Here is a 24,470-nt window from a genome sequence, read left to right on the forward strand (position 1 = left end):
ACGCGCCGTTCCAATCGATGACGCCGCCCGAGCTGGATCAGCTCGCGGCGGCTTCTTCGCTGCACCGGTTCGGCGCGGGCGCGGTGATCATGGATTACTCCGCCCAGGTGCCCGACGACATCTGGATGCTGTGGACCGGCCGCGTCGTCCTGCAGGGCACCGGCGACGGTGCGCCGATCGATGCCGTCGAGCCCGGCGGAATCTTCGGCTATGTTCCGCTGCTCACCGGCGGCAGCGCCGACTTCGTCGCGCGGGCGGCCGAACCGAGCGCGCTCATCCGGCTGCCAGGAGCCCTGGTGCGGGCGCAATTCGCGCAGCCCGACGGCCTGGCTTTCCTCGCTTCCTCGGCGTGGAAGACGGTGTCCGGCAATCGAACTCCGATGGCTCCGGTGCTCGGCAGCCGACCGGTCGGCGAACTCGTTTCCGGTGCGGCGGTTTTCGTCGCCCCGGAGACCAGTGTGCGCGACGCCGTCGTGCGGATGACCGAACAGCGTGTCTCCTATGTGCTGATCCGATTGCCGCAGGGCGAATTCGGCATCTTCACCGATCGCGACCTGCGAACCAGGGTGGTCGCGGCCGGGTTGCCGGTCGAGGTGCCGATCTCCCGGGTCATGAGCGCTCCGGCCCGCCGGGTGACCGCCGACCTGACCGCCGAGACCGTGCTGATGGAGATGCTCGAATGCGGTCTGCGGCATATGCCGGTGCTGTCGCGGCGCGGTGTGGTGCTCGGCGTGCTCGAGGATGCCGACCTGCTCGCGGCCTCGGCCAGGCAGAGTTTCGTGCTGCGCCGCTCGATCGCCGCGGCCACGGACGCGCCGCAGTTGCAGCGCGCTGCCCGCGAGATCACCGGCACTGTCGTCGACCTGTTCCGCAATGGCACCAAGGCATCGGCGACCAGCGGCATCCTGTCGGTCGTCATCGACTCGGTGGTCCGCAAGGCGCTCGAACTCGCGCTCGCCGAGATCGACGACGCGCCCAGCGACGGTTTCGCCTGGCTCACCCTCGGCAGTATCGCCCGGCGTGAGGCGATGCCGTCCTCGGATGTGGACAGCGCGTTGTCCTGGACCGACGAATTATCCTCGGCCAGTGGGCAACTGCGCGCCGTCGCCGCGCGGGTGCACGCCATCCTCGATGCCTGCGGCTTGCCCGCCGACAGCAATGGCGCGATCGCCGGGAAGCCGAAGTTCTCCCGTTCCCGCTCGCAGTGGGCGACGGCGGCCGCGGGCTGGCTCGATGATCCGCTACAGGATCGGGGCCTGATCCTGTCCTCGCTGCTGATCGACGGGCGCGTCGTCTGGGGCGACCAAGCCCTGCACACCGTGCCCGCGGCGTTCGGGAGCATGCGCGCCGAACACCCGAACGCACTGCGCTTGCAGCTGCTCGACGCATTGTCGGGGCGGGTGCGGACGCGCTCGCTGCGTGATGTGCTGTCCCGGCGCGGCGGGACATTCGATTTGAAGAGCCACGCGCTGGCCCCCATCGTCAACCTCGCCCGGTGGGGCGGCCTGGTCGCGGGTATGACCACGGCGTCCACTCCGGTGCGGCTGGCGGCCGCCGCGAGTGCTGGGGCGCTGCGCGAGCGCGATGCCACCGTCCTCACGGAGGTTTTCGTCATGTTGCAGCGCATGCGGATGGTGCATCAGGTCGAACAGCTTTCGGCCGGGCACAGTCCCGGCGACATCATCACCATGTCGGAACTTTCGCCGCTGAATCGCAGCCTGCTCAACGATGCCTTGCGGGAGATCGCGGTGGTGCAGCGACGCGTCGGCAGCTTGGGAGCGGCGACCACTTAGAATGGCGTTCGAGATGGCAACTCGAGACGGCGAGGACAACGGGCGGACGGCTGCGGTGCAGTCCGTCGACCGAGCGCTGCTGGTCATGGAGATTATCGCCAAGCTGGGGCAGGCCGGCGTCACGGAGATCGCCGCCGAACTCGGCGTGCACAAATCTACCGTGTCGCGGCTGGTCGCCGTGCTGGAATCACGCGGATACGTCGAGCAGCTATCGGAGCGCGGCAAGTATCGGCTCGGCTTCTCCATCGTCCGGCTCGCCGGATCCACCAGCGCGCAGGTCGATCTGGTCGGGCAGAGCCAGGGCGCGTGCAACGAGCTGGCGATCGCCTCGGGCGAGACGACCAATCTCGCTGTCCTGGACGGTAATCGGATCATCAATATCGTCGAGGCGATGGGGCCGGGCTCGATCGCGCTGCGCTCCTGGGTGGGGCAGAGCTGCCCGGCGCACGCCACCTCCAGCGGCAAGGTGCTGCTCGCCGGTCTCGAACCGAGCGAGATGCGTAAAAGGGTCGGCGCGAAACTCGAGGCGTTCACCGGGAACACCCTGACCAAGGTCGCCGACCTTGCCGCTCAGCTCGTCGAGGTCAGGAAGGACGGCTGGGCGAGCGTACGCGAGGAACTGGAGATCGGGCTGAATGCGGTCGCCGCGCCCGTTTACGACAGTAACGGTGCGATCGTTGCGGCACTGAGCGTTTCGGGCCCCGCCTACCGGCTCGCTCCGGACCGCTTCGCGCACGCCGCCGAGTTGACCATCGCGAGTGCCGCGGACATCAGCCGACGTCTCGGCCACCTCGCCTGACCGCGGCCGCGGCCTCTCGGGTTTCGCACCCGCGTCGCAACGCGTGCGAATCCTGGAAAGGCGCCGATCGGTATCGGTGTCTTCCTGTTGACAAGGGGTGTGGGCGGCTCAATACTTAGTTGCGTATAGAGCATCAGTTGCGTGTTACGCAACTTGTTGCTTTATCCGCAACCGAATATCGCCGTTCGACGCGTAGCGGGAGATCTCCACGCCTGTCGTGGGGAGCCGAAGGAGCAAATCCTCCCGGGAATCTCTCAGGCCCAGTACCGCTGCGCACAGGCAACTCTGGAAAGCAGTGCGCACGCACTCGCCGACGGGGCAAACGCGCAGTGTCACAGCACCGTGCGTGAAACTCTCAGGCCATTGGACAGAGCGGGAGGAGCCACCCACGCGCATGCGTCGACGAAAGGCTCCTCATGGCCGAACCTGTCTCCGCCGTCCGAACCGAACTAGACGCGTCGCTGCGCGAATTCGATCCGCTCGTCGCGACTTTGATCGACCGCGAAATCGACCGGCAGCAACGCGGCCTGGAAATGATCGCCTCCGAAAACCACGCGCCGCTGGCAGTGATGCAGGCGCAGGGTTCGGTGCTCACCAACAAATACGCCGAGGGTTATCCCGGCCGCCGCTATTACGGCGGGTGCGAGCACGTCGATGCGATCGAAACGCTGGCGATCGACCGGCTGCGCGCCTTGTTCGGCGCCGAATACGTCAACGTCCAGCCGCATTCGGGGGCACAGGCCAACGCCGCGGCGATGCACGCGCTGCTGCGACCCGGCGACGGCATCCTCGGGCTTGCGCTGGACCACGGTGGACACCTCACCCATGGGATGAAGATCAATTTCTCCGGTCGGCTCTATGACGTTGCGGCCTACCATGTTCGGGCCGAGGACCATCTCGTCGATATGGCCGAGGTACGACGGCTCGCCCATGAGCATCGGCCGAAATTGATCGTGGCAGGCTGGTCCGCCTACCCACGGCACCTGGACTTCGCCGAATTCCGGCGCATCGCGGACGAAGTCGGCGCATACCTGATGGTGGACATGGCGCACTTCGCCGGTCTGGTCGCTGCGGGGCTGCATCCTTCGCCCGTGCCGCATGCGCACATCGTCACCTCCACCACCCACAAAACCCTCGGCGGGCCACGCGGCGGATTCATCCTCGCCGTCGAGGAATTGGGTAAGAAGCTGGCTTCGGCGGTCTTTCCCGGACAGCAAGGCGGCCCGCTGGAACATGTGATCGCGGCCAAGGCCGTCGCCTTCAAGATGGCGGGTGAACCGGCGTTCCGTGATCGCCAGGAACGCACGCTCGCGGGCGCGCGGATTCTCGCCGAGCGGCTGCTCGCCGCGGATTGCCTGGCGGCGGGGATCAGCGTGGTCAGCGGCGGTACCGATGTGCACCTGGTGCTCGTCGACCTGCGTGACTCCGAGCTCGACGGCCAGCAGGCGGAGGATCGGCTCGCCGAGATCGGAATCACGGTCAATCGCAACGCGGTGCCATTCGACCCACGGCCGCCGATGGTGAGCTCCGGTCTGCGGATCGGCACACCGGCGCTGGCGGCTCGCGGCTTCGACACCGCGGCATTCGCCGAGGTCGCCGACATCATCGCCGCCGCGCTGCGCTCGGCGCAGCCGGTCGAGGAGTTGCGCGCGCGAGTCGATGCGCTGGTCGGCCGGTTCCCGCTGTATCCCGGTCTGCGTGGGCAGGCATGACGGTCAGCATTTTCGACCTGTTCCGGGTCGGCATCGGGCCGTCGAGCTCGCACACCGTGGGGCCGATGCGCGCGGCCGCCCGCTTCATCGAGCAGCTCAAAACCGATGGCCAACTGCACAATACGGCCGGTGTCCGGGTGGAGCTCTACGGATCGCTCGGCGCGACCGGGCGCGGGCACGGCAGCATCGAGGCGATCGTCGCCGGGTTGTCCGGCGAACGGCCGGAGACCGTCGATCCGGAGGTGGTGGCCGCCGCCACGTCCGAGGCGCGGGACACCGGCACGCTGCGGCTCGGTGGCGTGCATCCGATCGGCTTCGCCGTCGACGAGGACATCGAGTTGCGCTGGCGAATCAGGCCGGTCTTCCACAGCAACGGCATGATGTTCCGCGCCGCCGATGCCGAAGGACAGGTGCTCGTCGAGCGTCGCTTCTACTCCGTCGGCGGCGGATTCGTGCTGGACGAAACCGAGATCGACCGGCCTGCCGAGACGAGGACCACGGTCGGGCACCCGTTCGCCTCGGCCGCGGAGCTGCTCGCCCACACCACCGCTACCGGGCTGTCCATCAGTGAGCTGATGCTGGCCAACGAAATGACCTGGCGCAGTCCGGATCGGATCCGGACCGACCTGCTCGAGATCTGGAAGGTCATGCAGGACTGCGTCCAGCGGGGGACGTCGACGGCGGGTGTGCTGCCGGGCGCACTCGCCGTCCGACGGCGTGCGGCGGCGCTGCACGAACGATTGACCGTCGAAGCCGACGACACCGACCCGCTGCGAGCGATGGAGTGGGTCACGCTGTTCGCCATGGCCGTCAACGAGGAGAACGCCGCGGGCGGACGGGTCGTCACCGCGCCGACGAACGGCGCTGCGGGCATCATTCCGGCTGTGCTGCACTATGTTCAGCAGTTCGTCACCGGCCCGAACGACGACAGCGTCATCGATTTCCTGTTGACCGCGGGTGCGATCGGGCAGCTGATCAAGGAGAACGCCTCGATCTCCGGCGCAGAGGTCGGGTGTCAGGGCGAGGTCGGCGCGGCCTGCGCGATGGCGGCGGCCGGACTCACGGCCGTGCTCGGCGGCACACCCGAGCAGATCGAGAATGCCGCCGAGATCGGCATCGAACACAATCTCGGTCTCACCTGCGATCCGATCGGTGGACTCGTGCAGATTCCGTGCATCGAACGCAACGGTGTCGCGGCGGTCAAGGCGATCACCGCGGCCCGCATGGCGATTCGCGGCGACGGCGTGCACCACGTGTCGCTCGACAAGGTCATCCAGACGATGCGCGCGACGGGCGCGGACATGCTGGACAAATACAAGGAGACCTCGCTCGGCGGCCTCGCGGTCGCGGTCGTCGACTGTTGAGTGGCTGGGCGATGCCTCGCCGGAGCACGGGACGCCCGCTCAGTGGCCGCCGGTTTCGGCAGCCGGGAACAGACGGTGGATCGTCTGGGCCGCCGCGAGCACGCGGGAGTCGTTCGGATCGGTGGGGTCCAGACCGGTGAGCTCGGCGATGCGTCGTAGTCGGTAGGTGAAAGTATTGGGGTGCACATGGATTTCGGCCGCGGCGACCTTGCGTTCGGAGCCGTGGCGCAGATGCGCGTCCAGCGCCTCCAGCAGATGTGGGCTCCGCAGGATCGGCGCAATGCGCTCGGCCAGTCTGGCGCGGGCCGGTCCCGGTCTGGTGAGCTGGAATTCGAGCAGGAGATCGTCGAGCCGATAGACGCCGGTCGGCCTGCCCAGCAGGCGAGCGAGCTCCGCGATCTCGGTGGCCTCGTGCGCGGCCCGCGGGACGGATTTGCGTGCGACCGACGGGCATTCGGCCACCGCGACTCCGGTGCCGAACTGTGCGGCCAATCCGGTGGCGAGCCGGTGGTAGTGCTCATGATCGAGCTCGGCGGACTCGGAGACGTTCGGTAGCAACGCGATCCCGTTCGAGCCGTCGAAGGTAGCGAGCGCGGTGGTACCGGTGAGGCCGTCCAAAGCGCGTTGCAGAACGCGGATCCGGCGTCGGGTCAGCAGATTCGCGACGGTGCTCGAGCGACTGTCCTGCGGCAGCCGATGGTCTTGGTGGATGTGGATCGCCAGCACGGTGTAGCGGTCGGTGAGCGCGGTATCCGCCCGCGCCGCAAGCTCTTCGGCGGGCAGCCCGCGCAGCAGCGCCGAGCACAATTCGCGACGGGCCTCGCGCTCGGCGTTGTAGATCGACTGTTCGACCTCGGAGTAGGTCTCGACCACCGTGATGTTGATGTGCATCAGCAGCTCGAGCAGGCGGCTGCCGACGACCACCAGATCCGCCGTCTCCGCGGGTGTCGCCAGCGCCGCGGCCTCGGCAAGCACGGATTGTGCCGACCCGTGGATAGCCTCGATCAGCACCGCGAGCGGGAACCGGTCCTCCGCATGCCGCTCGGCCACCGGTGCGACGAAGGTCGCGACTTCGGCCCTGCTGAAGGTGCGCTGTTCGTCGATGGCCTGCAGGACCGCGCGGCCGCAGGCATAGATGGCGGGCAGCACCTCGGCGGTGAAATGCCCAGGGGGCAGATCGGCGGCGGGTGGGGTCGCACCCAGCCCAGCGGCGAGCATGCGCTCGGAGATCTGGGGCCACCTGGTCAGCAACCGGACGACCAATGAGGCTTCGCCGGTTGCCGGTGATAGAGCGACGGACATGAGCCGATTGTTTCCAACGACAGTTACCGCGGCAAGCCTTCAGTCCTATCGACGGGAACTTTGTCACACGCGACAAGTTCCTGTGGGGTTTCTTCTCTCGGCAGCGCAGTGACGCTGGGGGTGTGCCGGCCATAGATTTGGGCAGCGGAAACAAATATGGCCTCAGTCACATCGAAGACGGAATGTGGCGCAGGAAACAGTAAGTGGCCAAGGGGATCCGTTGCTCGAACCGCCGTTCGGTGTGGTCTTCGCGCTCGCCGATGGTCGCATGCGGTCCGCCGTCACGTGTGGCGCGGCTCCGCAGCCCGAACGCGCAGATGCTGGATGGGAAGTGAACGGAATGTTTGCAATGAAGCAAAGTGCTCGGCGGGCCGTCTTCGGCGCCGCGGTGATCGTCGCAGTGACCGTCGCCACGGCGCTCGGCGGCGGCGGGGCCACCGCGGACCGACAGGCCGCGCCGACGGAGCAGACCCTCGCGGAGGTGATCAGCGCCGGGCTCACCCCGGCCGCTGACGGCAGGCAGCCGCGGGCGATCGTCGATACCGGCAGCGGTTCGGGATCGGCCACCAGCCGGGCCACCGATGTCATCGGGGAGGGGCCGGAGATGTCGGCGTATCTGGCCGCATTCGGTTACGGACTGCTGCATCCCGATTCGGCGCCGCCTGGCGCGAATCGCTCGAACTGCACACCGTCGGCCGAGCATCCCCGGCCGGTGGTGCTGTTGCACGGCACCTGGCTCAACGCCTATGACACCTTCTCCTATATGTCTCCGCGCCTGGCACGCGCCGGATTCTGTGTGTTCGCCTTCAACTTCGGGCGTTCCACTCTCTTGGAGGGCGGCGGGCTCGGCCCGATCCTGCCCGGCCGCTACGGGGTTGGGCCGATGGAGGATTCGGCGCGGCAACTGAGCGATTTCGTCGATCGCGTATTGGCGGCGACGGGCGCGGCGCAGGTCGACATCATCGGGCATTCACAGGGTGGGACCGTGGCGAATCAGTATGTGAAGTTCGACGGCGGTCAGGGCACAGTGAGCAAACTCCTCACCTATGGCGCCACGCACCATGGCACCTCGCTCATGGGCATCGCCACGCTCGGCAGGCTGATCAATAATCTCGGCGTCAATATTCTCGGCTTCTACGAGCCGATCGTCGGGCCTGCCAATATTCAGCAGGCCGTCGGTTCACCGTTCTATGCCCGCTTGAATGCCCACGGCGACACCGTTCCCGGCGTCGACTACACCGTGGTCGGTTCTCGCTATGACGAGGTCACCAATCCCTACGACTGGACGTTTCTGCGGGCCGGGCCCGACGCGACGGTGGACAACCGCACGCTGCAGGCCGGGTGTGAACAGGATCTGTCCGATCATCTCACCATGATGTACTCGCCCCGCTCGGTGTCGATCGCGCTGCACGCACTCGATCCCGCGGCGCACCCCGATCTGGAGTGCGCGTTCAACCCCTGGATGGTCGGCGGCGGCGGTCTCTGACGAGGCTGTCACTGCACCGACAGGAGAAACCCCAGTGCGCGAATTGTGACCGCTGACAATTCTTTTCCCGCCCGGGCATTCGTAGGCTCGAGTACGGGCAGCCGGCGGCATCGACGGCGCGGCGCTCTCGTTCATCGGCGACCTGCACCGGCTGTCGTCGCACATGTTGTGCCGTGCCGTTCGAAAGGATCAACCCTGATGAGTGTCGCCGCCGACCCGACCGCGTTCGCGACCCGCGCCGAGCACACGCAGTTCCCCACCCCGCCGTTGTTGCCGGAGGTAGATCCGTTCTACCTGCCACCGTCCATGATCGGGCAGCTTCGGCCGGGTGCCGTCGTCCGAGCGCGCGAAGTCGAACTGGCGCTGTTCGGTCGTGTGGCGCAGAAGATTTCGGCGTGGCAGCTGCTGTATCGGACCTGCGACCTGGACGACACACCCGAGGTGGCGGTGACGACGGTACTGCTGCCGTGGGGCGCGGATCCCGCGGAAGCTCGCCCGCTGGTCTCCTTCCAGTGCGCGATCGATGCCGTCGCCTCGAAATGTCTTCCGTCGTATGCGCTCCGACGCGGCGCGCGCGCCGCAGGCGCCATTCCCCAGCTCGAGCTTCCGCTCATCGCGGGCGCATTGGCCAGGGGCTGGGCGGTGTCGGTGCCCGACCACGAGGGGACCGGTGGTCAGTTCGGTGCGGCCCGCGAGCCCGGGTACCGGGCGCTGGACGGGATTCGGGCCGCGCTCGCCTTCGAGCCGCTCGGCCTCGGCGCCACGACTCCGGTTGCGCTGTGGGGTTATTCGGGTGGCGGCCTCGCCACGGCCTGGGCGGCGGAGCTGGCGGGCGAGTACGCGCCGGAGCTCGATATCGTCGGCGCGGTGGCCGGCTCGCCGGTCGGTGATCCCGCCGCGGCGTTCGTCCGCATGAACGGCGGACTCTTCGCCGGGTTCGCCGCGGTCTTCACCGCCGGACTGTGCCGGGCCTACCCGGAGTTGGACCGGCTGCTGCGCTCCCGGCTGGATGCCGACTATCTCCAGCTCATGGCGGCCGCCGAATCGACGACGACCTTCCCGCTGTTGTACCGCTTCGCGCGCCGCAATCTCGACGACCACTGCACCGGCGGTCTGGCCGGGCTGCTGGACGCACCAGAGCTGCAACGCATCCTGGCCGACATCCGGCCCGGCGATCGCGCGCCCGCTATGCCGTTGCTGGTGCTGCAAGGGGTGTACGACGAGGTCATCGCGGTGGCCGATGTCGATGCGCACGTCGACCGGTATGTTGGCGCGGGCGTGCATGTCCGGTATCTGCGCGACCGGCTCAGCACCCACATTCTGCTGCAGTTCATCGGGGCGCCGGTGATCATCGATTGGCTGTCGGATCGGTTCGGCAATCGCGCCCTTGCCCCGAACGCTGTCGAGACGGTGTGGTCGGTGGCGTTCTCGAAGCGGGCCGCGTCCGGGCATTTGCGGCTGGCATCGCTGTCGGCGCGCATGCTGTTCGGCTTGCCCATTCGGCAACGCAGGCAAGCGAATCGGCCCAGCGACGCGCACCGGTTGCCGCTTCGGTTGACGCTGCGCAATCCGTTGTCCTGAGCGGCTTCCCGCTGGGTGCTCCTGTGCTGTCGGGGTGTGCCGCGGCACCGGAGCACCACCATTCGTCTCGGTAGGAGAGGGCGCGATCAATGCCGGGCAGATGTGGGCAGGCCCGCCGCGGTCGCGGCATCGGCGAGGACTGCTTCGAGCATGGCGGGGGTGAGTCGTCCGGTGAAGGTGTTCTGCTGGCTGACGTGGTAGCAGCCGAAGAGCCGCAATGGTTCTCGAGTGTCGTCGGACGGCGCCAGCGTGATCCGGACGCCGTGGCCGAATGTCGGGCGTGGCCGGGGAATGATCCACCCGGCCTCGGCGAGCACGGGCAGCAGTGCCTGCCAGCCGAACGCTCCGAGCACGACGATCGCCCGGACAGTCGGCGCGAGCAGGGCCAATTCGGTGCGCAGCCAGTGGCTGCACCGGTCGCGTTCGTCCGGCGTCGGCTTGTTGTCCGGCGGTGCGCAGTGCACGGGTGCGGTGAGGCGGACACCGGTCAGCCGCAGGCCGTCATCGCGCCGGACGGAAGTGGGCTGGTTGGCCAGGCCGACCGCGTGCAGGGCGGCGAACAGGACGTCGCCGCTGCGGTCGCCGGTGAACATGCGCCCGGTCCGGTTGCCGCCGTGGGCGGCGGGGGCGAGCCCGACGATCAGCAGCCGGGCGTCGGGAGGGCCGAATCCGGGGACGGGACGGCCCCAATAGGTTTCCTCGCGAAAGGCGGCGCGTTTCTCCCTCGCCACTCGTTCGCGCCAGGCGACAAGGCGCGGGCAGGCGCGGCAGTCCGCGACCGTGGTGTCCAACTCAGCGATGGTGTCGCACACAGAAAAACCCAATCACGGTGAGTGACACGTCAGCTGACTCGATCGGCTACTTCGACAGCACCGCTATCCCATTCGTCATAGATCTCGCCTCGACTCATCACGACTCCATTCGTGGTGGCACATGATCGACGGGACGCAGGAACCATGTCCACTATGCATCAGTAACCAGCGGTTTGCATCCAGGACGTGCGTCCAGGTCAGTGCGGCCGTGAGCTGCGGATAACGACCCGGACATGTGATCGTGACCACGAGGGCCGGGTTGATAGCATGGCCTTCCTGGCCGACCGGATGCGGGCATCGCCCCCGGATTCACCTCGAAAGAGTCTTTCCATGCAGTTTGAAATCGTCGAGCGAGACGAAACGTGGGTTGCCGGGCTGCCGGTGCGCAGCCCGAAACGTGCGCTCGGGGAACTGCGTGATCACGATCTGGAGGCGGCATGGGCCGCGGTGCTGCATCAGGAGCTCGGTGGCCCGCTGGCCAGCGCGTACACCGATTACACCGGTGAGCTCGGCACGTACAACACCCAGATCGTCGGCTACGAATGCGCGTCGTTCGACGACGTCACCCGCGGGCACCTGGTCGCGCGGCTCCCGCGCGGCACCTATGCCAGGTTCTCCTCGGTCGGTAACTTCCCGCAGGTGATGACCGACCTGTGGACACAGATCGCCTATGCCGAGGAGCACAACTACATCAAACGCACCTATACCGGGGACTTCGAGTGTTACCCGCACGCCTACAAGATCGACCTCTACCTGGCGGTAGATGCGCGATGACCTATGCGATTGTCGTGCGTGGCGAGGCGATCTACGCGGGCCTGGTGGTGCCGCGGGTGCGGCCGAGCTTCAAGGTGAGCAATAGCGATCTGATCGAGTTCCTCAAGGACCGGCTGCGTGACCGCGCCGGCGAGCAGCGGCGGTCGGATCACCCGATGTACACCGTGTACGTGCCGGATCCGGCGGGGAACTTCAACGCTGTCGTCTGCTTCGAGTATCCGGCGCCCGATGTGGTTCCGGTCGGCGATGTGCTGGTCAAGGTACCGAAGGGCGTCTACGCGCGCTTCGTGCCGAATGGCGACTACCACGATCCGGTCGAGGACGTGTGGGCGCAGGTCGACGATGCGACCGCCTCCGCGGAGATCACTCGCGCGTACCGCGAAGAGGTCGAGATCTGGCACGGGCCGGAGTCTGTGGAGCTGTTCATCTCGATCCTGGTTTAGTTGCTGTGCGGTAGCTACGCGGGTACCAACTGGTCTCCACGTTCCGTTCCTTGCTGGAAAGGGGTGGCCTGACCTGCGGTGATTTCCGGGCCGGAAATTAGTTTTCGGAAGATTAACCGGTCGTCTGGTCAATTCCTTTCGGATGACGGATACTTCCCTAGGCAATCTCACCCGACCGACGGGCTGTCGGGTGTGAGAGCGGGACCGGCTCGATTGACCGCGCGTGGGCGCGGTGGCTACGGAGTAGGGAACACCATGACTGTCGAAGTAATCGCAGTCGGCCCAGGGGGCACACGCGATGCCGAGGTGTTGCGCTTTCGGGATCTGCATTCCGGATATGTCTTCCATGTCACCACTCCGGAGGCGCATCCCGAGCTCTGGCGTCGATACTTGCGTGGTGCGCTGCAGGTTTACCGGCATTACGATGTCGATCACGCGCTGGAGTACGACAAAGTCGAAAACGGTTGTACGACAACATTGTTCTGCACCGCCGTGGACCCTTCCGGCGCGGTTGTCGCCGGCCTGCGAGCGCAAGGGCCCTATCCGGCGGTCGAGGACGTGCACGCGCTCGGCGCCTGGGCCGGGCGACCCGGTGCGGACGCGCTGCGCGCGATGATTGCCGAGCGGATACCGGAGGGTGTCGTCGAGGTCAAAGCGGTGTGGGTGGCGCGGAACGCGACTCTCCGGTCCGCGCTCACCGCCGCGCTCTCCCGCTGTGTCGTGCATGCGACCTGGCTGCTGGGTGCGCGCTTCGGTTTCGTCACCACCGCCTCACACAGCCTGGAACTTTATCGCTCCAGTGGTGGGCGAGTGGCCGATCGGATACCGTCGGTCCCCTATCCGGACGACCGTTATCACACGGTCCCCGTATGGTGGGACACCCAGACATATCCGTCATTTGCCACAAAATTGCAGACTTCATTGATAGCGCTCGAGCGGGCCGCGCTCGAAGCCTGGCATGCGCAGCCGCACGGTGGGCACCGTGCGGGTGAGCCATGGATCGGAGGACGGGCGCAGGTATGAACGGTGACCCCGGCCCGGTCGCGGACTATAGGCCGCTGATTCTCGATGAAAACGCCTCGGACGACGCCCCGATCCTCCTACAACTGCGAAAGTCACCACAGGTCCGCATCGTCGACCTGCGGGATGTGCTGCGTGGCGAGCTCGCCAAGGTGCGGTCACGGCCCGCCCTCGACGATCCCGATCCGGACCGGTGGGTCTACTACCCGTGGCGGCGCACCCTGGTCGGACTGCCCGGCGAGCGCGCCTACCGGGCGATCCGGCTTGACCGCAATCGCAACAAGCTCACCAGGGACGAGCAAGAACGCTTGGCGGGCTTGACAATCGGCGTCGTCGGGCAGAGCGTCGGCCATGCCGTCGCCTACACCCTGGCCATGGAGGGCACCTGTGGCCTGCTGCGCCTCGCCGATTTCGACGACATCGAGCTGTCCAACCTGAACCGGGTGCCGGGCGGCATCTTCGACATCGGGGTGAACAAGTCGATCGTGACCGCGCGCCGGATCGCCGAGCTCGATCCCTATCTGCCGATCGAGGTGCGCACGGCGGGCATCGATGAAGACTCCGTCGACGAATTCCTGACGGGACTGTCGATCGTGATCGAGGAATGCGATTCGCTCGACATCAAGTTCGCCGTCCGTGAGGGCGCGCGCAGGCATCGCATCCCGCTGCTGATGGACACCAGCGATCGTGGCCTGCTCGATGTCGAACGCTACGACCTGGAGCCGGGCCGCCCGCCGTTCCACGGACTGCTCGGCACCACCGAGGGCGCCGACCTGCGCGGGCTGTCCACCAGGGACAAGGCTCCCCACGTCATGCGCATTCTCGATCCGAAGGAGCTGTCGGCGCGGATGGCCGCCAGTCTGGTCGAGATCGACGAATCGGTCACCACATGGCCGCAGCTCGGCAGCGATGTACAGCTAGGCGCGGCCATCGTTGCCGCGGCGGTGCGCAGGCTCGGGCTCGGACAGAAACTTTCGTCCGGGCGCACGCGCATCGATCTGGAGCGTGGTCTCGACGAGCTGGCCGAGCCGGAGCCGGTGGGTGAGCTGGTGTGCGAGCCGGAAGCTGTCGCGGGCAAACCAGCGCCGGCCGGGACCGCGTTGCTGAGTGTGCTCGAATGTGCCCAGCGCGCACCATCCGGCGGCAACACCCAGCCGTGGTCGCTGCGGGTCGATGGGCCCGACCTGCGGATAGATCTCGCCCGAACGCGCTCCTCGGCCCTGGATATCGGCTATCGGGGCAGCGCGGTGGCGATCGGCGCCGCGCTGCACAACGCGCGCGCCGCGGCCGCCGTGCACGGCATGCTCGGCGAACACGAACTCCTCGAAAGCGACACGACGGCGTTGACCGCGGTGCTGCGTCTCGGTACAGCCACCGATCCGTTGCTGGCCCGCGACTATCAGGCCGCGCTGGCCCGCGAGACCAACCGGCGTCTCGGTACGGGTGCGCCGTTGACCAGCGGTGTGCTCGCCGGCCTCGCGACGGCCGCCGCCGCCGAGGGCGCGACGCTGCACAGCATCACCGACCGGGCCGACCTCACGACGGCGGCCGAATTGCTCGGCGAATCGGATCGCATCCGCTACCTGACGCCGCGGCTGCATCAGGAGATGTTCGCCGAGCTGCGGTGGCCGGGCGAGGATCTGCGCACCGGAATCGACGTCTGCGGTATGGAGTTGGCCGCCGACGAGTACGCGAAGCTCGAGATCGGGCGCCGCGCGGACGTGATGGACCGATTGCGCGAATGGTCCGGCGGGGCGGCGCTCGGCGAGCACACCGCGGATCGGGTGCTGTCGAGTTCGGCGGTCGTCGCGGTGACGTTCGCCCACCAGAAGGGAGCCTCGGAGCCTGGACTGACCGATTATGCCCGCGCGGGTGCGGGAATGCAGCGCGTCTGGCTCGAGGCGCAACGGCGTGGACTGGCGGTGCAACCGGTCTCTCCGGTGTTCCTCTACGCACGGCACCCCGACGAGCTGATCGCGATTTCCACGGATTTCGCGGATACACTAGCGTCACTTCAGGGCCGTTTCCTGGACCTGCTGGGAGTGCCTGGGCATGAGATCATGGCATTGGTGCTTCGCCTGAGCTATGCGGCGCCAGCCTCGGTCCGCAGCAGGCGCCTTCCAGTGCCGGGCGCGGGCAACCGCAGCTAGCACGATCGGAGACAAGGTGCCTCGGCGAACGCTCGACTCATTGGTGACCCAGGTCGCCTCCGAGTTGATGGGCGTCGACGCCACGACGATGGTGGCGGCGAGTGAGCGGGTGCTGGCCAGGTTGGTCGAGCACTTCGACGTCGATTTCAGCTATTTGCGACACACCGATCGAGAGCGAAGAGCCACCGTGCTCATCGCGGAATGGCCGCATCGAGGTGACATCCCGGATCCCGATCCGCTGAAGGTCGTGTACTTCGAGAGCGCGGATTCGGTGTTCCGCGAGCTCGAGCACGCCACCGAACCGATCGTGGTGCGGCCGACCGTGGAATCCGCCGACTATCAGGAGACGATCCGCCGTTCCTCGGGGATCCCGGAGGTCGCCATGGCCGCCGTCCCGCTGCTTTCGCGCGGTGAATCGACCGGCGTGCTCGGCTTCATCAAACAGGGCGATCGGGACTGGAGCACCAGGGAACTCAACGTGCTCAAGGCGATTTCCGCGCTGTTCGCTCAGCTGCAGGCGCGAGTGGTCGCCGAGGAGCGGCTGCGCTACATCGCACTGCACGACGACCTCACCGGACTGGCCAACCGCCGTGCGCTGCTCGAGCACATGGAGGAGCGATTACACGCGGGCAGTCCCGGCCCGGTGGCCGCGTTCTTCCTCGACCTCGATCGGCTCAAGGCGCTCAACGATTTCCTCGGCCACACGGCCGGCGACAATTTCATCCGCACACTGTCCTCGCGATTGCGTGAGAACCTCGACTCGAACGACATGATCGCCCGGCTCGGCGGCGACGAGTTCGTGATCGTGCCCGCCAAACCGATGGACGCGGTGGCGGCCGAACTGGAGGCGACCAGAATCCAGCAGCTCATCGGGCGGCGGGTCACCGTCGGCGGCGAGTCGGTCAGCCGCGGCGCGAGTGTCGGTGTCGCGGTGGGCATTCCGGGCGAGACCACGGTCGCCGATGTCCTGCGCCGCGCCGATCACGCGCTGCTGTCGGCCAAGTCGGGTGGCGGCAACGGCGTCGCGGTGTTCACCGACGCTATGCGCGCTCAGTTCGAACTGCAGGACGATGTCGAACTCAACCTGCGCGGCGCGGTGTCCGACGGCTCGCTGCTGCTGCACTATCAGCCCGAGGTCGACCTGCGCACCGGGCGGATCGTCGCGTTGGAGGCTTTGGTTCGCTGGCTGCACCCGACGCGGGGCCTGTTGCCGCCCGGTGCGTTCGTCAGCGTCGCGGAGGCGACCAATCTGGCGGGTGAGCTCGGCCGCTGGGTGATCAGGTCGGCGTGCGCCCAGTTCGCGGAATGGCGGCGGCGTGGCCTGGCCGCGAATGTGGTGATGCGGATCAATGTGTCGCCGGTTCAGCTCGTCAGCCTCGACTTCGTGGAGCGCATCGAGGACATCCTGCGGCTGTTCGGCATCGACGGCAGTTCGGTGTGCCTGGAGATCACCGAGCATGTGGTGGTGCAGGATCTGGCCCGCACACAGGTCACACTGCGTGGACTCAAGCGGATGGGCGTGCAGATCGCCATCGACGACTTCGGCACCGGTTACAGCTCGCTGTCGCACCTCAAGGCGCTGCCGGTCGACGCGGTGAAGATCGACCGCGGCTTCGTGCAACGCCTGGGCGCTAGCACCGACGACCTCGCGATCGTGAAGTCCATCATCGGCCTAGCCGGATCATTCGGCCTCGGCGTCGTCGGAGAGGGTGTGGAGACGCCGGTGGCGGCGCGCACCCTGGTCGGTTTGGGTTGCTATCGGGCGCAAGGCTTTCTGATCGCGCGGCCGATGCCCGCAGACGAGGTCGAGCCGCATCTCGCGATGGGCCGCATCCCCTTGGACCTCGATCTGCCACGCGCGGGGCGCGGCACGGCGAAGTACTGATCCGCCGCGCGAACCCGCTGTCCGGGCGGCTGCCTTGCCCGCACTCGGCCCTGCGCGGCTGTCGACGGACTTCGTCCGGCAGTGTCATTAGGCGGCTGCCTCGCCTTCGCTCGGCCCGGCGCGGCTATCAACGGACTTCGGTCCGGCAGTGTCATTCGGCGGTTCTTTCACGGCTGTTCACGCGCCGTTGGGCGCACCGGTCCCGATCCGCTGCACGATCGGCGGAGTGCGCATCGTGCAGCTGGCGAACTTCTACGGCCCCCGGTCCGGTGGGCTGCGCACCGCACTGCATCACCTCGGTGAGGGCTATGTGGCGGCGGGACACGAGGTGGTGCTGATCGTGCCGGGGCCGCGCCGCGCCGAAGAACTACTGCCGACCGGTGCGGTGCGTATTACCCTGCCCGCCTTGGGTATTCCATGGACCGGCGGCTACCGCGCGGCGGATCCGCGGCGGGTGGCCGACGTGCTGGCGGGCTTGCGTCCTGACGTGCTGGAGGTGTCCGATCGGCTGACGCTGCGCGGATTCGGTCGATGGGCGCGGCGACGCGAAGTGGCCAGCGTGATGATCTCGCACGAACGGCTGGATCGGCTGCTCGGCCAGGTCATGCCGGGTCCCGTCGCCCGCCGCTGTGCCGACGTGGCCAATCGGCGGACCGCCGCGGACTACGACATCGTGGTGTGCACAACGGAGTTCGCGCGCGCGGAGTTTCTGCGCGTCGGTGCGTCGAATGTCGAACTTGTGCCGCTCGGCGTCGATCTGGAGCTGTTCAGTCCGCGTCGGCGCGATCACGCGCTGCGGGCCGATCTCGGTGTGCCGGGGCATCCGCTGCTGGTGCACTGCGGCAGGCTCTCGGTGGAGAAACGGGTCGACCGCAGCATCGAGGCGGTGGGCGCGCTGCGCAAGGCGGGCCTGGAGGTGCGGCTGGTCGTCGCGGGCGAGGGCCCGCGGCGCGAGGCGCTCGAACGCCGCGCCAAGGCGCTGCCGGTACTGCCGGGCGGGTTACCGGCGGTGCATTTCACCGGGTTCATCTCGGATCGGTCGATGGTGGCGAAACTACTGGCCACCGCGGACGTTTCGCTGGCGCCCGGCCCGCACGAGACCTTCGGCCTCGCCGCGCTGGAGGCGCTCGCGGCCGGGACGCCGGTTGTCGCCAGCCGATCGTCCGCGCTGGCCGATATCGTCACCGCGGAGTGCGGCGCGGTGGCCGCCGATCATCCCTCGGATTTTGCCCGAGCGGTCACCGATGTGCTGGCATTACCGACCGCGGGGCGCAGGAAGGCCGCGCGCAGCCGGGCCGAGCAATTCACCTGGCCGCGGGCGGTCGCGGGGATGCTCGCGGTCCTCGGCCGATGATCGCCTGCGCCTGCCGCGCGAATTGCCGATGATCCCGCGGAGCCGATCGGGCGGCGCGCAGTACCCTGCGAGGACCGATTCGGGGCTAAGGGAGATGGGGTTCACCGGTGCGAATGGTTGGTCGCGGACGCGCAGGCCGTAGGACGATGCGTGGCGCCAAGGTGTTGGTGACGGGCGCCGCCAGCGGGATTGGCAGAGCGAGTGCGCTCGCCGCGGCGGCGGACGGCGCCGAGGTGGTGCTGACGGATATCAATGCCGAAGGACTCGACGAGACGGTGTCGGCCATCGGCACGGCAGGCGGCGTCGTGCTCCTCGCACGGGCGCTGGACATCACCGACTACGACGCGGTCACCGCGTTCGCGAAGGACGTGCACGCGGAGTTCGGCACCCTCGACGTCGTGATGAACATTGCGGGCACCTCGACCTGGGGCACCGTCGAGAACCTCGAACACCGGCATTGGCGAAAGATGGTGGACGTCAACCTGATGGGCCCGATCCACGTCATCGAGAACTTCGTGCCGCCGATGGTGCGGGCGGGCAGGGGCGGGGCGCTGGTGAACGTGTCCTCGGCGGCGGGCCTGCTCGCGCTGCCGTGGCATGCCGCCTACAGCGCGGGCAAGTACGGCATCCGCGGCGTCTCCGAGGTGTTGCGATTCGATCTGGAGCGCCATGGCATTTCGGTGCATCTGGTGGTGCCCGGCGCGGTGAACACGCCGCTGGTGCAGTCCTTCGATCTGGTCGGCATCGACAAGGACGACCCGCGGGTGCGCCGGCTGGCCGGTGCGTTCACCAAACATGCGGTGGAGCCGGAACATGTTGCGTCACAGATCCTTCGCGGTATCGAACGCAACAGGTTCCTGGTCTACACCTCGTTCGACATCCGGTTCGGGTATTGGTGGTCGCGGAAATTCGCCTACCCCTACGAATTCGTCATCCGCGGGGTCAGCGCTCGTTTCAGCAGGCTGCTGGCTTCGACGGGCAGTTGAGCTGCACGTCGAGCACCCTGGCGCCGGGTCCCTGCTCGCCGAGCCGATCGTGTTCGTTGACCAGCCTGCAGCTGCCGAGTGACAGGCACCCGCAGCCGATGCAGCCGGTGAGGTTGTCGCGTAGCCGGGTCAGCTGGGTGATGCGGTCGTCGAGGTCGGTCCGCCAGGTGGTGGACAGGGTCTCCCAGTCGCGCCGGGTGGGGGTGCGGCCTTCGGGCAGTCTGTCCAGCGCGGCGCGGATATCGCTGAGCGGGATGCCGACGCGCTGCGAAATACGGATGAATGCGACGCGCCGCAGCGTCTCGCGCGCGTATCTGCGCTGATTTCCGCTGGTACGACGGCTCGAGATGAGACCCTCGCGTTCATAGAAGTGCAACGCGGACACCGCTACTCCGCTACGCTCGGACAGCTGCCCGGGGGTCAGTTCCTTTGCTCGCCAATCGGTTGTCGACATCAACACTCCTCCATTCACCTAAACAATACTTCAGGTTAGGGTGTGCTGGGGTAGAATTGGACACACCCCAATTGCGTGCTCTCGAGCCCTCGGCGAACTACGGTCGGATCATGGGAGCAGAGGCTGTGCAGGGTGGGCACGCAGGCGAGCCGGACGGGAACGGGCGTGGAGGCGTCGGCGACCCTGGCGGGCGCCTCGCGGTCACGTCCGAAGTCGGCACACTGCGCACGGTGCTGCTGCACCGGCCCGGTGACGAGTTGCGCAGGCTGACCCCGCGCAACAACGATCAGCTGCTCTTCGACGGCATCCCGTGGGTGGAGCGGGCGCAGCAGGAACACGACACCTTCTCCGGCGTGCTGCGCGAGCGCGGCGTCGAGGTGCTGCTGCTCGCCGACCTGCTCGCGGACACCCTCGACGTCAGCGGCGCCGCCCGAATCCAGGGCATCTCCGGGGCCGTGGACGCGCGCAGGCTCGGGCACGGGCTCGCCGACGAACTGGCCGCCTACCTGCGCGGCGTGCCCGCGCGTGAACTGGCCGACATTCTGATGGCAGGCATGACCTTCGACGAACTGCCGTTCGGCCCCAACACGCCTTCGCTGGTGCGCCGGATGCACCACGGCGCCGATTTCGTCATCGATCCGCTACCGAATCTGCTGTTCACCAGGGACTCCTCGTTCTGGGTCGGGCCGCGCGTCGCCATCACCGCGCTCGCCCTGCCCGCCCGGATGCGCGAGACCTCGCTCACCGACCTCATCTATGCCTTCCATCCCCGATTCCTCGGGGTGCGCCGCGCCTACGAATCGCACACCGCGCCCATCGAGGGCGGCGACGTGCTGCTGCTCGGACCCGGAGTCGTAGCGGTCGGCGTCGGCGAGCGAACCTCGCCCGCCGGGGCGGAAGCATTGGCGCGCAGTCTGTTCGATGACGGTCTCGCGCACACCGTGCTGGTGGTGCCGATCGCGCAGAATCGCGCGACCATGCACCTGGACACGGTGTGCACGATGGTCGACACCGACGCCATCGTGATGTACCCGGCCGTGCGGGACTCGCTGTGCGCATTCACGATTCACCGCGAAGACGGCTACGGCAGCCGGGACGGCGGTGGAGTGAGCATGCGCGGTCCCGACCCGTTCCTGCCCGCGGCCGCCGAGGCGATGGGCATCGGCAAGATGCGGGTTATCGACACCGGGCTCGACGGCGTCACCGCCGAGCGTGAGCAGTGGGACGACGGCAACAACACCCTGGCGCTCGCGCCGGGCGTGGTCGTCGCCTACGAGCGCAACGAGATGACCAACTCCCGGCTGACCGACGCGGGCATCGAAGTGCTCCGAATCCCCGGTTCCGAACTGGGCTCCGGGCGCGGCGGCCCACGCTGCCTCTCCTGTCCACTGTCCCGAGACGACGTGTGAGCGAGCCATGTTCAGCATCACCATCACCCATGATTCGCCCGTGCCGCCCTACGAGCAGCTGCGGATGGGCGTCATCGCGCAAGTGCGGTCGGGCGAGCTGACCGCGGGAACGAAGATCCCGACGGTTCGTGCACTGGCGGCGGAACTCGGTCTCGCGCCGAACACCGTCGCTCGCGCCTATCGCGAACTCGAGGCCGACGGTGTCGTCGAGACCCGGGGCAGGCAAGGCTCTTTCATCGCCTCCTCCGGTGATCCGACCAAGGACGCGGCGGGCCGGGCCGCCACCGACTATGTCAACGTTGTTCGCCGACTCGGTCTGGACAACGAAACCGCCCTGCACTACGTGACATCCGCGCTGGAAAGTTAGGTCCGCGGTCGGCCGAGCAGCACTACCGCCAGCTGGGCAGCCAGAGATGAGCGTGCCAGTTGCCGGGGGTGATCGCCATGCCGGTGAGGATCGGCCAGAGCCAGACGAAGTTGGCGATGACCAAGCCGAGGTAGATACAGACCGCCAGCAGTCCGAGACTGTGCCGCTCGTTGGGTGCCGCGGGCAGGAAGGTGCCCGCGGCACTGCGGCGGAACGGACTGCTGCGAGCGGGACCGAGGATGTCGCCGAGCACCAGCGCCACACCCATCGCCAGGAACGGGGCGAGGGCGACGGCGTAGAAGTAGTACATCTGCCGATCGAGGGTGAAGAACCAGGGCAGCAGGGCGGCGCCGTAGCCGACGAGAACGGCGGCGTAGCGCCAGTCGCGACGGACAATGGTGCGCCACAGCGCCCAGGCGAGCATCGGGAACGCGATCCACCAGATGGCGGGCGTGCCGATCAGCATCACGGCCTTCACGCACTGGGTTTGGCCGCAGCCGGTGACGCCGTTGTCGGCGTAGTAGTAGAGCATCGGCCGCAACCCCATCGGCCAGGTCCACGGCTTGGACTCCCAGGGGTGATGGTTGCCGGCCGAGTTGGTGAGACCGTCGTGGAAACGGAGGGTCTCTCCGCTGTAGAACCACAGCGAGCGCAGCGCATCGGGCAGCCACGAAAAGACCCCGCCCCGTCCGACCTGATTGCCGACCGCGTACCGGTACACGCCGTCCTCGCTGGCGAACCAGGCCCAGTAGGAGGCGAGATAGAGGCCGAGCGGGATGAGCACCAGCGCGTACAGCGCGGGACCGACATCCCGGAGCCCGGTACCGAACCAGGGGCGGCGCACCCCGTATGTCCGCCGCGCCGTCAGGTCGAAGCAGACGCTGAGCAGGCCGAAGGCAACGACGAAATAGATGCCGGACCACTTGGTCCCGCAGGCGAGCCCGAGCATCACCCCCGCGCCGAATCGCCACCAGCGCACGCCGAGGCGCGGACCCCATGGACTCGCGTCGATGCGGCCCTCGGCATCGACGCGCGCGATCCGCGCTCTGACTTCGTCGCGGTCGACGATGAGACAGCCGAAGGCGGCGGTGACGAAGAACGCCATGAAGATGTCGAGCATGCCGATGCGTGAGGAGACGAAGGTGACCCCGTCCGCGATCAGCAGAATGCCCGCGATCGCGCCGATCAACGTGGATCGTGTCATCCGCCGCGTGATGCGGATGACCAGCAACACCAGCAGAGTGCCCGCGAGCGCGGCGGTGAAGCGCCAGCCCCAGCCGTTGTAGCCGAACATCCACTCGCCGATCGCGATCAGCTGTTTGCCGACCGGGGGGTGCACCACCAGCCCGTAGCCGGGATTGTCCTCGACCCAGCCGCCGGTGAGCATCTGCCAGCCCTGCGGGGCGTAGTGCTTCTCATCGAAGACCGGAGTGTGCGCGTCGGTCGGGTAATCCAGGTTGGTGAACCGTGTCACCGCCGCGATCGCGGTCAGGAACACGGTGACCGCCCAGCCGCGGACGGTGTCGAGTGGCCCGAAATCGGGCGACGGCCGCAGAGGCGCGGGGCTCGACCAGGAGGGCACGGCCCCTGGTGCGGTCGCGCGCTGGTCGGTCACCTGGGTCACGCCCCGATCGTATGCTGTGCGCCCCGAGGGGATGCGCATCGGTGAGCGTGCCGCCGCGCGAATCACAGTGCGTGCGACTGCCGACGGGGGTGTTTCGAGTGGGCAGATGATCCGGATCAGCAGCGGATGGCCGGCCTTCGGTGGGCGTGGTCGGGATCGACAGCGCCCGGTCTATACGCTGCTAACGGGGCAATTGTCTGGACGAGGCCGATGTGTGGCCGAGGTAGGAGTGCGGTGACGGACGAGGCGGCAACCGGCGCGAACGCGGCGGGCAGGCTGGTGCTCGGTGCGACGCCGATGGGTGACATCGGTGATGCGTCGCAGCGACTGCGCGACGCGCTCGGGTCCGCCGATATCGTCGCCGCCGAGGACACCCGGCGGACGCGAGCGCTGGCGAAGGCGCTCGGGGTGGAGATCACCGGGCGGGTGGTCAGGTTCGACGACCATGTCGAGACCGCGAAGATCCCGGCTTTACTCGGCGATATCGAGGACGGGCTGACGGTGCTGCTGGTGACCGACGCGGGTATGCCGTCGGTCAGCGACCCGGGCTATCGCCTGGTCGCGGCGTGCGTCGAGCGCGACCTTCCGGTGACCTGCCTGCCCGGCCCGTCCGCGGTGACGACCGCGCTCGCATTGTCCGGCTTGCCGGTGGAGCGGTTCTGCTTCGACGGTTTCGCGCCGCGAAAGTCCGGCCAGCGCCGAGAGTGGTTGCGCACTTTGATCACCGAGCCCCGAACCTGTGTCTACTTCGAAGCGCCGCACCGGCTGGCCGATTCCCTCGCCGATGCGGTCGAGGTGCTCGGACCGGATCGACGAGTCGCGGTCTGCCGCGAACTGACCAAGACCTACGAAGAGGTGGTGCGCGGCACGCTCGCGGAGGTCGCGGCCTGGGCCGTCGACGGCGCGCGCGGTGAGATCACCGTGGTCGTCGCCGGTGCGCAACCCAAGTCCGCCGATCCCGCGGATCTGGTCGAGGAGGTCGAAGCCCTCACCGCCGAAGGACTGCGCCTCAAGGACGCCTGCGCCCGAGTAGCCACCGCGAACGGCGCCTCCCGCAACGAGCTCTACGACGCGGTCCTCGCGGCCCGCCGCGACCACGCAGAGTAGTCCGGCCGAGTCGAGCGAGAGATCGAGCGCAGTGAAATGGCGGCCCGG

20 protein-coding genes and 1 riboswitch are annotated in these 24,470 nt (G+C 67.7%); of the genes, 16 read left to right on the forward strand and 4 right to left on the reverse strand.

Features of this window, described 5'->3' with window-relative positions; translation table 11 throughout:
* The first annotated feature begins 17 nt into the window (after positions 1-17).
* The 4 genes from ACFU4Z_RS22875 (at position 18) to ACFU4Z_RS22890 (ending at position 5,668) form a co-directional block, all read left to right on the forward strand.
* Positions 18-1,793: a putative nucleotidyltransferase substrate binding domain-containing protein gene (locus tag ACFU4Z_RS22875; protein WP_379066528.1), complete on the forward strand. Its 1,776-nt coding sequence runs from the start codon at positions 18-20 to the stop codon at positions 1,791-1,793.
* A 13-nt stretch (positions 1,794-1,806) separates the two neighbouring features.
* A complete protein-coding gene (locus ACFU4Z_RS22880) occupies positions 1,807-2,592 on the forward strand; it encodes an IclR family transcriptional regulator (RefSeq protein ID WP_379066213.1) in 786 nt (261 codons plus the stop codon).
* A gap of 275 nt (positions 2,593-2,867) precedes the next feature.
* Positions 2,868-2,973, forward strand: a riboswitch (glycine riboswitch).
* A gap of 35 nt (positions 2,974-3,008) precedes the next feature.
* Entirely contained in the window at positions 3,009-4,304 is a 1,296-nt protein-coding gene (gene glyA / locus ACFU4Z_RS22885; RefSeq protein ID WP_379066215.1) for a serine hydroxymethyltransferase, read from the forward strand.
* A complete protein-coding gene (locus tag ACFU4Z_RS22890) occupies positions 4,301-5,668 on the forward strand; it encodes an L-serine ammonia-lyase (protein ID WP_379066217.1) in 1,368 nt (455 codons plus the stop codon). The genes glyA and ACFU4Z_RS22890 overlap by 4 nt, the downstream gene beginning before the upstream one ends.
* A gap of 39 nt (positions 5,669-5,707) precedes the next feature.
* Here ACFU4Z_RS22890 and ACFU4Z_RS22895 read toward each other — a convergent pair whose 3' ends face one another.
* Entirely contained in the window at positions 5,708-6,970 is a 1,263-nt protein-coding gene (locus ACFU4Z_RS22895; RefSeq protein WP_379066219.1) for a PucR family transcriptional regulator, read from the reverse strand.
* 349 nt (positions 6,971-7,319) lie between these two features.
* On the opposite strand from ACFU4Z_RS22895, the gene ACFU4Z_RS22900 reads away from it, so the two are divergent.
* Both ACFU4Z_RS22900 and ACFU4Z_RS22905 read left to right on the forward strand, forming a co-directional pair.
* On the forward strand, positions 7,320-8,456 hold the full coding sequence (locus ACFU4Z_RS22900) for an esterase/lipase family protein (protein WP_379066221.1): 1,137 nt from the start codon (positions 7,320-7,322) through the stop codon (positions 8,454-8,456).
* Between the two features lie 198 nt (positions 8,457-8,654).
* Positions 8,655-10,037, forward strand: a complete 1,383-nt coding sequence (locus tag ACFU4Z_RS22905; protein ID WP_379066223.1) for a lipase family protein — start codon at positions 8,655-8,657, stop codon at positions 10,035-10,037.
* An 86-nt stretch (positions 10,038-10,123) separates the two neighbouring features.
* On the opposite strand, the gene ACFU4Z_RS22910 is transcribed toward ACFU4Z_RS22905, so the two are convergent.
* Positions 10,124-10,861, reverse strand: a complete 738-nt coding sequence (locus tag ACFU4Z_RS22910) for a uracil-DNA glycosylase (RefSeq protein ID WP_379066225.1) — start codon at positions 10,859-10,861, stop codon at positions 10,124-10,126.
* A gap of 318 nt (positions 10,862-11,179) precedes the next feature.
* Between ACFU4Z_RS22910 and ACFU4Z_RS22915 the strand changes: the two genes are divergently transcribed.
* The 7 genes from ACFU4Z_RS22915 to ACFU4Z_RS22945 all read left to right on the forward strand — a co-directional run bounded on the left by ACFU4Z_RS22915 (position 11,180) and on the right by ACFU4Z_RS22945 (position 19,461).
* Positions 11,180-11,623, forward strand: coding sequence for a GyrI-like domain-containing protein (locus ACFU4Z_RS22915; RefSeq protein WP_379066227.1), 444 nt, complete (start codon positions 11,180-11,182; stop codon positions 11,621-11,623).
* A complete protein-coding gene (locus ACFU4Z_RS22920) occupies positions 11,620-12,066 on the forward strand; it encodes an effector binding domain-containing protein (protein WP_328406168.1) in 447 nt (148 codons plus the stop codon). Before ACFU4Z_RS22915 ends, ACFU4Z_RS22920 begins: the two co-directional genes overlap by 4 nt.
* A 255-nt stretch (positions 12,067-12,321) precedes the next feature.
* The gene (locus ACFU4Z_RS22925; RefSeq protein ID WP_379066230.1) at positions 12,322-13,089 is read left to right on the forward strand and encodes a hypothetical protein; all 768 of its coding nucleotides are present in this window, start codon (positions 12,322-12,324) and stop codon (positions 13,087-13,089) included.
* Complete coding sequence (locus ACFU4Z_RS22930; protein ID WP_379066232.1) at positions 13,086-15,236, forward strand: Rv1355c family protein; 2,151 nt, start codon at positions 13,086-13,088, stop codon at positions 15,234-15,236. Before ACFU4Z_RS22925 ends, ACFU4Z_RS22930 begins: the two co-directional genes overlap by 4 nt.
* Before the next feature lie 67 nt (positions 15,237-15,303).
* Positions 15,304-17,121, forward strand: a complete 1,818-nt coding sequence (locus ACFU4Z_RS22935; RefSeq protein ID WP_379066530.1) for a putative bifunctional diguanylate cyclase/phosphodiesterase — start codon at positions 15,304-15,306, stop codon at positions 17,119-17,121.
* Between the two features lie 226 nt (positions 17,122-17,347).
* Entirely contained in the window at positions 17,348-18,475 is a 1,128-nt protein-coding gene (locus tag ACFU4Z_RS22940) for a glycosyltransferase (RefSeq protein WP_379066234.1), read from the forward strand.
* A 146-nt stretch (positions 18,476-18,621) separates the two neighbouring features.
* Positions 18,622-19,461, forward strand: coding sequence for an SDR family oxidoreductase (locus ACFU4Z_RS22945; RefSeq protein ID WP_379066237.1), 840 nt, complete (start codon positions 18,622-18,624; stop codon positions 19,459-19,461).
* Here the strand turns inward: ACFU4Z_RS22945 and soxR are convergent.
* Positions 19,430-19,915 (reverse strand): redox-sensitive transcriptional activator SoxR, encoded by a 486-nt coding sequence (soxR, locus tag ACFU4Z_RS22950; RefSeq protein ID WP_379066240.1) that lies wholly within the window; start codon positions 19,913-19,915, stop codon positions 19,430-19,432. The genes ACFU4Z_RS22945 and soxR overlap by 32 nt on opposite strands.
* Positions 19,916-20,025: 110 nt before the next feature.
* On the opposite strand from soxR, the gene arcA reads away from it, so the two are divergent.
* A complete protein-coding gene (gene arcA, locus ACFU4Z_RS22955) occupies positions 20,026-21,324 on the forward strand; it encodes an arginine deiminase (RefSeq protein WP_379066243.1) in 1,299 nt (432 codons plus the stop codon).
* 7 nt (positions 21,325-21,331) lie between these two features.
* Positions 21,332-21,691 (forward strand): GntR family transcriptional regulator, encoded by a 360-nt coding sequence (locus tag ACFU4Z_RS22960; protein WP_379066245.1) that lies wholly within the window; start codon positions 21,332-21,334, stop codon positions 21,689-21,691.
* 22 nt (positions 21,692-21,713) lie between these two features.
* Here ACFU4Z_RS22960 and ACFU4Z_RS22965 read toward each other — a convergent pair whose 3' ends face one another.
* The gene (locus ACFU4Z_RS22965) at positions 21,714-23,315 is read right to left on the reverse strand and encodes a dolichyl-phosphate-mannose--protein mannosyltransferase (RefSeq protein WP_379066247.1); all 1,602 of its coding nucleotides are present in this window, start codon (positions 23,313-23,315) and stop codon (positions 21,714-21,716) included.
* Positions 23,316-23,549: 234 nt separating this feature from the next.
* Between ACFU4Z_RS22965 and rsmI the strand changes: the two genes are divergently transcribed.
* Positions 23,550-24,422, forward strand: a complete 873-nt coding sequence (gene rsmI, locus ACFU4Z_RS22970) for a 16S rRNA (cytidine(1402)-2'-O)-methyltransferase (RefSeq protein ID WP_379066249.1) — start codon at positions 23,550-23,552, stop codon at positions 24,420-24,422.
* Positions 24,423-24,470: the final 48 nt, after the last annotated feature.

Source organism: Nocardia sp. NPDC057440 (genome assembly GCF_042802915.1).
GTDB lineage: Bacteria > Actinomycetota > Actinomycetes > Mycobacteriales > Mycobacteriaceae > Nocardia.